Below are 11110 nucleotides of genomic sequence, written 5' to 3'. Positions count from 1 at the left end.
TGCAGGGTGGTGTGGGGAGAGCTGGCTAGAAACCAGCTCTTACCCGATTTATAAGGGTTTCACCCAAAAGATATCCTAATTTATTGCATTTGTTCGGCAGAAAAGTATTTCTGAGATTCTTCGGAAATCACTTTCTCACCAGCTTTGGAAAGATTAATCAACTCCCATTCCTCTAGTGGATAATCGGGATAGGAAACTCCGCCCGAGCTAAAACAAATCTGTTGCGTATTAATACACCAAGTTTGACTTTGATTTTTAAGAAACCCTCTCGCGTCTGGAAGTAGCCACTTCTGGCAGGTCGGACAGGCATTAAACATTTCTCCATTTACGTTCATCGCAAAAAACACAAGATCCGATACTTGCTCACCATATGATTTCGCAACGTATGCAGCTCTAGTTTCGGCACATTCTGTCGCACGAACATCCCTCTTTAGCTCACTAAAGTTATATCCAACATAACAAACGCTGGTTTTGACGGATACAGCGTAGCACATTGTAAATCTCGATCTTAGTGCATTGAATTCACGCTTACGACGATTATGCATTCTTTCTAGTATTGATTGTGCAACAGTTATGTTTGTTAAAGGCATATTTAAATCATCCTCAAGAAATATTAGATGTTTGTTTGTGGGATAAAAAATTATGTCTGCTTCTTGCCAGTCCTATAACATTTTAATCCCCGTCGCTGCGACGCAATATGCAGCGACGGGGTATTTTTATTTGATTTACCCAAATCTACCCTGCAACCCCCGCACCGTCAAGCTTATACGCAAACCATATAACCAACCCTCTGCATATAACGTCTAGACGACGCAAAACACATTTTCTCACGTCGAAATTAAATCATCCAAGCTCTTGATTTTATTATCATTCTTGCAGCCCACTCAGCTACCCCCGAAAAACACGTCGCGGTGACGCACTTACTTCAATCCCACCCCTAGACCACAGTGCCAGCAATAATCAAACGCGCAGAAAAAGGTGTCGGCATGAATCTCTGGGGCCGTCATAAACAGGATGTTTATGCAGAGCTTACATGGACGTATTCACAGCGTGCCCCAGAGGTTCATGCCGGCACCGCCTTATCGCTCAAGACCTTCATCTGCCGGTAGCAATTGCCGATGACTTGAGCGTGCCTAGAAATAACCTAACCACGCCAGCCCCATCGCAACCACCCCAAAAAAACCTAAAACCCCAACCCCTCTATCGGCGTCAATTCACACTTGGCTTGAGTCGGATCACTACAGCACGATAATAATGCATCAACAGAATCACTATAAACCGTATTCCAAAACGCCTCTGAATGAAAATTATCCACAGGCATCCAGTGATTTAAAGGGTAACTATTACCGCGTTCGTTCGCGCCTTTAATCGGCATGCGCCCCGCTGCCGATGCAATAATACCTAAATCGCAACTGTTTAAATTACCAATGCGGTGGCAACCGTTGCACGTATTATCACGCGTACTTATGGCCTTAGGTTTTGGCCACGCATTAAAAGCCGAGCCAACATGGTTATTGTAAAAACCCCAAGGGTCTGTTGGTACTTTATGCCAAACCTGGCCTATATACGGGCTATACATAAAGGGATCGGCATCGTGGCAACTACCACACTCCTTTGTCGCCGTTGCTTGCGGCGTCCACCAAAATTGTTCTGCACTAATATGCCCTTGTGGTGGTGTTTTTTCGTTGGGTGGCGGTACGCGGCTAGAGTCAAAACCGCTGCTATCACCTGCTGGCGATTCCGCATGAAACCAGCAAGTATCACCCGTGGCTACGCTGTGTAAAATAATATCGACCTCATCATACAGCGGACTTTGGGATTCGCGTAAATATTCGCGGCGACAAAACGCCGATATTTGCACCTGATCGCGCGATAAATCTAACACCCTTGAATACGGCGTACATTGACCAAAAGTATCATCGGCATAGGGCAGCATGGCGGGTTTATCGCAGGTTGTTACATTGCTGTAATCTTTAGGGATTTTGCCATTCACCGTAATCGGTACAATTTCGCCATCGTTACAATTAAAAGCCGGTATTTCACCAATTAAATCGGCGCACATTTGGCCGTATTGCAATAAAGTTTCTGGCTCGCTAGCGGCCTTTTGTGGATCTAATTTTGTACAGCCCGCCAATACTAACGGCACTAAAATAAATACCCATGAAAACGCACGCTTTATTAACCGGTAATAATTATTCATTACCCGCCCCCGTCGCCACTAATGCTTGTGATGGAGCATCCAGTAAAGTCGCTGAACGCTGCACTACTGGTAAAGCTACTTCGCGAATGGCATCGATATAACGAATATAACCTGTACACCGGCAAATATTGCCGCCAACCCACTGCTCTATTATCGCATCCAACTCGGACTCCTGTATTCGCGTAATCGCCAAGTGCTCCAACAAAGCCGTTGCTGCCATTAAAAACCCTGATGTGCAGTAACCACACTGAAAAGAAAAATGCTTTAAAAAGGCTTCTTGCAGGGGCGCCAATTGATGTTGGTCCGCCAGCGATTCTACCGTATACACATGCATGCCATTAATGGCACTTAGGGGCGTTGAGCAAGATAAGGTTTTTTCTAACGGGGCATATTGTTGATTGCGCACACCCACCGTACATGCGCGACACACACCAATACCGCAACAAAATTTAGTGCCGGTTAAATTTTTTCGTTCATGTAAATAATCAACCAATGCCATATCGGCATCGTCGGCTTGCGCGGTGGCGACTTTACCATTCACGTAAAACTGAACGACTGTGTTTTTTATGCTCATGCTAAAGCCTCCAGAATATGCGTATTTTTAACCGGTAACTGCGTAAACCGGTGGCCATCTATTGCCATGGCTAAAGCATTTAAAATGGCAGGTGGAATGGGGCACATTACCGCCTCAGCAATACCGCGTGCGGTGTTTTCGCCCTGGCCAGGCGGCAGTACAATTAATTGTTGCGCTTTAGGCACATCGGCCATTTTGGCTAAATGGTAACGGTTTAAATTCCACAAACCATTACCGGGACCATCGGCGCTAATGGGACAATCCTCTAACAGGGTGTAGCCTATTGCCATTGCAATGCCGCCCTGCGATTGACCACTCACAAGCTCGGGGCAATGCTGCACACCGGCACTTAATACACTAATGCAGTCGCGTACTTTTACCTCGCCAGTTGTAGGGTCTACGGTAACCGCCACCAATGCCGCGCAAGGTGCGTAGGTACTACGTCCGTAATTAAAAGCCTTGGCTGGCGGATTAACCACATTTACTCGCGCAACAGGTTTTAAATTAAACTCATCGGTACCCACGGCAATATAATCCAATGGTAAGGTTAAACCGGTAGCCGCTGGCTTTAATGCTGCGAATTCAAAATTGCCGAGCGAAAACTGGCCAACAAAAGAGGCATGCACAGCCGTATAGGTCGGCAAGCCTTTTTCGAAAATCACATCAACAATCGCGCTCCAATCAATTGGCGATTTACCTTCAACAATGCAGTATCCCTCTTGCCACGTTAAATCCTCGTGCGTTAATGCGCGCCCTAAAAGATGAATAACCGCAGGTAAAACAGCCTCGAGTAAAAACGCTAAACCCGCCTGCTCAACAACGTGATATTGGTAAAACGCGCCCAAGCAAGCACTAGACGAACCCGAGGCCAAGATAACGTAATTGGGCTGGGTTGAATCGCCACTGGTGGTTAAACCCAAGGCATCAAAATACGCGGCATCGCCCATTTTTATATGCGTAGCGTTTAAACCTAAATATTTTGCTGGCGCCAAACCTAATGCGGTGGCAGCGCCATTACCCATATCGATATAAGGCGTGCGTACGGTAAGCGTGCCGTCGCGGTTTAATTGCACGCCGCCAAACATGCCATCAGCGCTGGTGCCGTAAGCCTCGTTCGATAATGCCAGCCCTACCCCATAGCGCAGACCTTGGCGCTTATATTCACGCTGCGCTTTTTTACGCTCGTGCCATAAAACATGGGATTCCAACTGGCTTAGCATTTCTGTTAATTGTAAGTCTTGTGTTATTGGCGCACCGGTAATGGTTTGACTATTCGATGTTAATAGGTTTTTTCGGCGCAAGGCGAAGGGGCTTTTTTTAAAGTATTTTGCCGCTTCGTCCAATAAAGTTTCTATGGCCATAAACGCTTGCGGGCCACCAAAGCCACGCTGCGAGCCACCTAGAATATCTTGGGTGCTGGTGGCTTTTGCCGTTGCCACTGCCTTGGGAATATCGTAAGCACCAAAACTACTTAAAGCCGCTAGCTGAGCAACATACGGGCTTAGGTTTTTACGGCCGCCGCCATTCATAACAAAATCGCATTCCAAAGCTTGAATGGTGCCAGTTTTATCAAACGCTAAGGTTTCCCAAAAGTCTGTTTTGTGGCGTTTAAGGCCGACTTGAAATTGCTCGAAGCGGGTATGTGACCAACGTAAAACAGCGCCTTTAGCGTAAGGGGCTGCCATGGCTAAATACAACGTGAAATAGGATTTATCCCGGCCACCAAAACCACCGCCGGGGTAACAGGAAATAAGCTCTACAGCATCCTCTGGGTTTAATGGATAAGCACAATTATCGGCGCTAAAAATATCGGCTGCGGCTTCTATATCCCCAGTGGGCGATTGGGTGCCGAGTAATAGGTGTAATTTATTGTTGGCGGTGTCGTACCACGCCAAACCGGCTTCGGGCTCCATAAACATGGGATCCATCACTTGGGTTTTAAATTTGCGATGGAAACACTGCCAACCTAAATCATCGGCCGATGCAATATTATTACGAATCGTATTGGCAACGGATGGGTATCGCGTGGCGTAGTCATCACTGGCGACTTTACTAAACCCCTGTGAAGCATCGCGTACGTAATTTGAATTGGGCGCATAATCACTGACGGACTGGGCGGCGGATACAAAGCGGTAACTAATGCAGTCGGTATTAAACTGTAATATTTTTAAGGCTTTGCGGTAAATATCAAAACTACTGAAAATTAATAAAGCCACCGGCTGACCGTAATAATCGGGCATTTGATTAATGGCTGTAAAAAATGGCTTACTCATGCCACCGCCTAAACTCATGTTATCGGCCTGTAGTTTAGCCGCATCGACAACCGCAATGGGCTGTAACGCTGTGGGCAGCATGCTATAGCTATAACCGGTTACTACGCTATCTATGCGGTCACTGCGCAATGGATGCACGATATATTCTTTATCGGGCCAAGCGGGGAAATCGCGTGCGCGAAAATCCCTGGCATACAATTTTTCCCCTAAGACTTTCGCCAAACCGTCAATACGCTGCACCGCCTTACCGGGCTGCGGCGCCCATTTGGGCTGATAAGGCTCACCATCGCCCAAAGGCTCGACCGTATTGGCTTGGGCCGCTAAGCTGGCCGGTAAACTAGTCACCGTTAGCCCTAAAGCAGTGCCACTGGTTAAGGTTTTTATAAAGTGTCGCTTATGCTGATCGACCGTATTCTTATTGTTAACTAACAATAGTGTGCCCTCTGATGCTACTGATTTTGCTCAGAAGTCTAATAGATCCATTGCGGCAATGGTATGGCACCCGCTCAGGTCGGGCAGGTTACTACGAAAAAAAGATATTTTTAGCGCCACATTAAAGACACTCACAAAAAATAAACATGCGCATTTCAGGACTTACAAAAAACGGGCAAAAAAAAACGGCACCCGAAGGCGCCGCTTTTAAAAGCCGGAAAGAATCCAGCGTTACTACTTTTAATTAAGGGGCGAGGAAACAATATTTCATCCACTAATACTTGATATCGACTCCCCTACCTTCGTTGCTCAAAGCGTTACATGCCCCGGCATGCGCCCCTTTAAGCGCCTCGATAAGAAAGTCGATCTCTTCGCCTAATTGGATAAACTATTATTGCCTCGTCCCTAACTTATATTTTAGTAATCAGACTCACCCAATGCTGGGTAAGCATTATTCACTAACTCAACAAACTGCTTGTGAAACCAAGCACCCGCATGTGGAGACATAAATGGCATAGGCTCTGTAGCCTTATCACCGTCACGAATTGAGCCAGGAATACACATGGTATCGAGTGATTTACCGACGTAAGCAATATCATTGGATTGATCCACAATCGCTTTATCAACGGCATCTAATGCTCTATAAGCCGCTGAGTCTGCAGGGAAGTCTTTTACATCAAACGAAATGCCATCGGCCTCGCCAGGTGGCTTCATCCAGAAGAAGGCATCCAAGTGCGGGCGCGAGCTATCAGGTGCAGCTTTAGATACTTCACCAACACCGGCTTTATCGACGTTACACCAATGGCCGCGATGTACGCGTTGATCTACTCGCTCGCTAATATCGGTTCCACGTGTGCCACTGCCTGGTGTTGGGCGACCTGGGCGGCCCCAGCCATTACGCGCAGTATCAATAATAAAACCTGCATCGAAGCCTGGCTCAGCCGCTTTTACGGCAGCACTAAAGCGATCGATATAGGTCAACTCATCAACAGCCGAGTTCCACTCATAGAAGTCAGAGAGATCCATTTTGTCGCCATCGGCATTCGATATTGCAGGCTCTTCAAGTGGGGTATAACCCGAGGTGTTTGAAGCAAAACCACGCACCTTGCTGAAACCACTAATGCCATCTGTATTGGCGCCTCGAATAAGCTTCATAAAGCCTTCGACACCGCGCTCTAGGTTACCATCCCAACCCAACCAACCGGCGTGAGCAATATCCAAGTAAGTGTAGGTGTTATCAACTTTGGCAATTTCTTCAATGGCGATTTGAAGACCGTGACCATAAACACCCAAACCAGACTCTAGACCCGGTGACGAGTACTTCGATAACAAAGTATCGCAGTACGTTTCGCCATCGGCGGCCGTTAATTCTGGCCACTTAAGTGCAGGGCCATCGGGGTTCAAAATTGTGTTCGTTGTCATATTCGGATATGAATCCGGCTCTAGCATGGCCACAATACGCAAGTTAGCGAATTCGGGCTTAGCGGTAAAGGCCGAAGTAATCGCACCAATATACTCGTCGCGGTAGCGGTTCATGCCGTCGTTGGGCTCAGGTTTTTGAGGCTTGCCCACTTCGTACAGTTTGCCGTTAGAAGCAAAAGCCGCACAATCACGATCGGGTAAGTTATACACAATGATCACGATGGTCATCGGTGAAATCCGGCCATCTTCTTGTTCGTAGAATTTCTGCTGCGCTACTGCGGCATCAAGGTGCTGAATGAGTGAGCGACGGCCCGCTTCTGGGTTACCCGCGATAGTCGCGGTTGAATCCATCCAGATAGCGCTAGGCTGATGCTGAATGTACTTCACTTTATCGGCCATTGCGCCGGTTTCACCAACAATCGCCAGTGAATCCTCCATCATTGTTTTGATATCAGGACTTAGATAAAAGTAAGCATCTTTAAAGGGGTTACCGGTTGTTTGCAATGCAACGCCGGCAGTACCTTTGGCCGCGATTAATGGAATGCCGCCGTCGTAGTTGGCTGGATCAACAATCGCGACATCTGCGTCGGCAAAGCTAGGCGCAGATGATGCCGTAGCCATACTGGAAACCGTTACAGGCGTACTGCTTGTCGTATTAGCCGATGACGTAATAACAGCTGTAGAGCTTTGCGTTTGCTGTTGCTCCGATGAACTTGATTCAGTAGTGGTAGCCACACAGCCGGCTATTGCCATAGCCAATGCGCTTGCACCTACCCCTTTCGTTAATGTGACGGACCACTGCGTAAGACCTTGTATCATGGAAATCCTCTAAGATTTAGATGCCTTAAAAAGACAATTATTATTGTAGAAGCCCTTAACCGCGGGCCATGCGAAATCAGGATGAAAAACCAAACCGAAAACAATATATCGAAATACCGAATTCGCCGGCCATTCACAGAGACGTACAATCCTAAGCAGAAAACCAACAAAAAGGGATACGGGAAAATCAGGAATTGGGAGTGGGATCACAAGTTATCAAAACATTAACCAAACGTTTACTTCAGTAAGTTCTAAAAGCACGACTAATCGACATGTTTTTGAATAGCCCCCCTCAAGGGCATAGTAAAAATCCTCCAAACATCAAGCCGGCAAAAAAACTTAACGTGCCAAATTAATCAACGCTGAATTTTCTATAGCCATATTGATCCAAGTCAATATTCCTTATTAATATAAACAGAGGACAATAGAATCAGCACCCGCAAGCGCCCCGCCTATACTATTAAAAGATAGCTATCTACTCGCTTGCAAAAGGATGCCTCATGCTCAGTTTTTTCTTTAAGCCCAACGTCGCCGCTCAAAATGAAGCCAGCGCGCACAACTATGATTTGGCGGCCAAGATGACAGCGATCGACAAATCATTGGCGACCATCGAGTTTCAACCCGACGGGAAAATTATTGATGCCAATGAAAACTTCTTACAAGCTGTAGGCTACTCACTCCATGAAATTCGAGGTAATCATCACTCGATGTTTATCGACGAAAAAACAAAAAATAGCGATGCCTACCAACAGTTTTGGAGGCGCCTAAACAACGGAGAATTTATTCAGAACGAGTTCAAGCGCATCGGTAATCACGGTAAAGAAATTTGGATACAAGCCACTTACAACCCTCTATTCGACAACCAAAATCGCGTGTATAAAATTATTAAATTTGCGACAGACATTACCGCAAAAAAAATCCTCGACGCCGATTACAAAGGACAACTTTCTGCCATCAATAAATCACTTGCTGTTATTGAGTTCGACATGAGCGGCAACATTTTGACAGCGAACGACAACTTCTTAACAGCCATGGGCTACACCCTTAACGAGGTGAAAGGTAAGCACCACCGTATTTTTGTCGCCGACGATTACGCCGCATCTAACGACTACCGAAAGTTTTGGCAGCGCTTAGGCAGTGGGCAATTTGAAGCCGATGAATTTATGCGCCGCACCAAAGAGGGGAAAGAGATTTGGATTCAAGCCTCTTATAACCCAATAATGGATTCCAACGGAAAACCATTTAAAGTCGTTAAGTATGCATCCGACATTACCCAGCAAAAAATAGAACGCAGCGACTTTTCAAGTCAGATTTCTGCCATTAGTAAAACCCAAGCGGTTATCGAATTCGACTTAGAAGGGAAAATCATCACCGCGAACGATAATTTCTTAAGCACCATGGGCTACAACTTACCAGAAGTTCAAGGCCTGCATCACTCAATGTTTGTTACCGATGATCTACGTAACAGTATTGAATACCGACGATTCTGGGATGATTTAAAGCAGGGAAGAGCCCAATCCTCCGAATACAAACGCATAGGAAAAGGCGGTAAAGAAGTCTGGATTTTAGCCTCCTACAACCCAACATTTGACCCCAAAGGCAAACCTTATAAAGTTATCAAATACGCTAGCGATGTAACGCAAGTAAAACTACAGCAAGCTGACTTTTCCGGTCAAATATCCGCAATTAGTAAATCACAAGCGGTTATTGAATTCTCTATGGACGGCACGATACAAAGCGCTAATGACAATTTTCTCGCGGTAACAAACTACTCCCGCGAAGAAATCAAAGGCAATCACCACTCAATGTTTGTCGATAGCCAATTACAAAAAAGTGTCGAATACCGAAGCTTTTGGCAAAAACTGAACCGTGGAGAATTTGTATCAGGCGAATTTAAACGTATTGGCAAGCACGGAAAGGAAATTTGGATTCAGGCGTCATACAATCCGATAATGGATCTTAATGGCATTCCTTTTAAGGTGGTTAAATACGCCACTGACATTACTGCCGAAAAGATAAAGAGTGCCGATTTCTCAGGTCAACTCGAGGCCATTTCAAAATCGCAAGCGGTTATCGAATTCAACTTAGATGGCACTATTATCACAGCCAACGAGAACTTCCTTAATACCGTGGGCTACCATTTAGGCGACATCCAAGGCAAGCATCACTCAATGTTTGTCGAAAAGGCATACCGTGAAAGCAGCGAATATACACAATTCTGGGAAACCTTGCGGCAAGGAAAATTCATTGCCGATGAATTTAAACGCATAGGTAATAATAACCAAGAGATTTGGATTCAAGCTTCTTACAACCCCATTTTAAGCGTCGAAGGGAAACCAATGAAAGTTGTAAAGTACGCAACCGACATTACTGCGCAAAAAACAGCAGTTAGTCTAATTAGCGAATCGCTACTTGCACTCTCTGAGGGCGACCTGACGAAAACCATAGACCAAACATTAAAAGGAGAATTTGACTTACTGCGACAAGCGATGAACTCTACCCTTGCGCGCCTAAGTGATATGTTTAAGGAAATTACGCAACGTGCAAAACATGTAAATACATCGGCACAAGAGGTGCAAAGCGGCTCTGCTGACTTAAGCCAGCGAACCGAAGAACAAGCCGCCAGCTTAGAAGAAAGCGCCGCCAGTGTAGAAGAACTTACATCCACCGTCACACAAAGTGCACGTAACTCCCAAGACGCCAACCACCTAGCACAAGAAGCAACTAAAAAAGCCCAGTTTGGCGGCAGCGTCATTACCAGTACTATTACTGCCATGTCTGAAATTGAGTCGGCCAGTAAGAAAATATCAGACATTATTAGCGTGATCGATGAAATCGCATTTCAGACCAATTTACTGGCCTTAAACGCCGCAGTAGAAGCCGCCCGTGCCGGCGAACAAGGCAGAGGCTTTGCTGTAGTCGCAGGCGATGTACGCAACTTAGCGCAGCGCTACCGCAGCCAAAGAAATTAAAAACCTGATTAACGATAGCGTAACAAAAGTGGCCGATGGTACAGAGCTTGCCAATAAATCCGGCAAAACACTCACCGAAATTGTGGAATCGATAATCGTCGTATCCAACTTAATTACCGATATTAATAACGCAGCGCAAGAACAAGCAGAAGGCATTCAACAAGTGAACACGACCATTATGCAAATGGATACCATGACGCAACAAAACGCCGCTATGGTAGAAGAAGCCTCTAGCGCAAGCAAAAGCATGACCGACCAAGCAGAAGAACTTATTAAACTGATTAGTTTTTTCCGCACCGCTTAGCGACGTTAAAAGTACAAAAAATAAATGTTAGCTCTTTGCACTAAATTCGTTAGGGGCGCGCACTGAATAAGTTGCTGGAATTTGGGTTTTTGGGTGCTTGCTTGACGAGGCGAA

Annotated in this window: 5 protein-coding genes and 1 pseudogene; 1 reads left to right on the top strand and 5 read right to left on the bottom strand. The window is 45.9% G+C overall.

Features of this window, described 5'->3' with window-relative positions; all coding sequences use genetic code 11:
- Nucleotides 1-80 precede the first annotated feature (80 nt).
- The 5 genes from AC3A8L_RS15575 to AC3A8L_RS15555 form a co-directional block, all read right to left on the bottom strand.
- The gene (locus AC3A8L_RS15575) at nucleotides 81-590 is read right to left on the bottom strand and encodes a hypothetical protein (protein ID WP_487963192.1); all 510 of its coding nucleotides are present in this window, start codon (nucleotides 588-590) and stop codon (nucleotides 81-83) included.
- Between the two features lie 593 nt (nucleotides 591-1183).
- Nucleotides 1184-2200 (bottom strand): hypothetical protein, encoded by a 1017-nt coding sequence (locus AC3A8L_RS15570; RefSeq protein WP_487963191.1) that lies wholly within the window; start codon nucleotides 2198-2200, stop codon nucleotides 1184-1186.
- Nucleotides 2193-2774, bottom strand: coding sequence for a (2Fe-2S)-binding protein (locus tag AC3A8L_RS15565; protein WP_487963190.1), 582 nt, complete (start codon nucleotides 2772-2774; stop codon nucleotides 2193-2195). Before AC3A8L_RS15565 ends, AC3A8L_RS15570 begins: the two co-directional genes overlap by 8 nt.
- Nucleotides 2771-5479, bottom strand: coding sequence for a xanthine dehydrogenase family protein molybdopterin-binding subunit (locus tag AC3A8L_RS15560; protein WP_487963189.1), 2709 nt, complete (start codon nucleotides 5477-5479; stop codon nucleotides 2771-2773). Before AC3A8L_RS15560 ends, AC3A8L_RS15565 begins: the two co-directional genes overlap by 4 nt.
- 417 nt (nucleotides 5480-5896) lie before the next feature.
- Complete coding sequence (locus AC3A8L_RS15555; RefSeq protein WP_487963188.1) at nucleotides 5897-7720, bottom strand: glycoside hydrolase family 6 protein; 1824 nt, start codon at nucleotides 7718-7720, stop codon at nucleotides 5897-5899.
- A 500-nt stretch (nucleotides 7721-8220) separates the two neighbouring features.
- Here AC3A8L_RS15555 and AC3A8L_RS15550 point away from each other — a divergent pair.
- Nucleotides 8221-10996 (top strand): annotated as a pseudogene (locus AC3A8L_RS15550) (methyl-accepting chemotaxis protein).
- The last annotated feature ends 114 nt before the right edge of the window (nucleotides 10997-11110 follow it).

Source organism: Marinagarivorans sp., assembly GCF_982758155.1.
The sequence above is the reverse complement of the archived record's forward strand: the minus strand, read 5'-3'. Positions and strand labels throughout refer to the sequence as shown.

What these genes read in the sequence shown, in the direction of transcription:
- AC3A8L_RS15570 (WP_487963191.1), bottom strand. Translation starts at nt 2,200, where the DNA reads ATGAATAATTATTACCGGTTAATAAAGCGTGCGTTTTCATGGGTATTT.
- AC3A8L_RS15575 (WP_487963192.1), bottom strand. Translation starts at nt 590, where the DNA reads ATGCCTTTAACAAACATAACTGTTGCACAATCAATACTAGAAAGAATG.
- AC3A8L_RS15555 (WP_487963188.1), bottom strand. Translation starts at nt 7,720, where the DNA reads ATGATACAAGGTCTTACGCAGTGGTCCGTCACATTAACGAAAGGGGTA.
- AC3A8L_RS15565 (WP_487963190.1), bottom strand. Translation starts at nt 2,774, where the DNA reads ATGAGCATAAAAAACACAGTCGTTCAGTTTTACGTGAATGGTAAAGTC.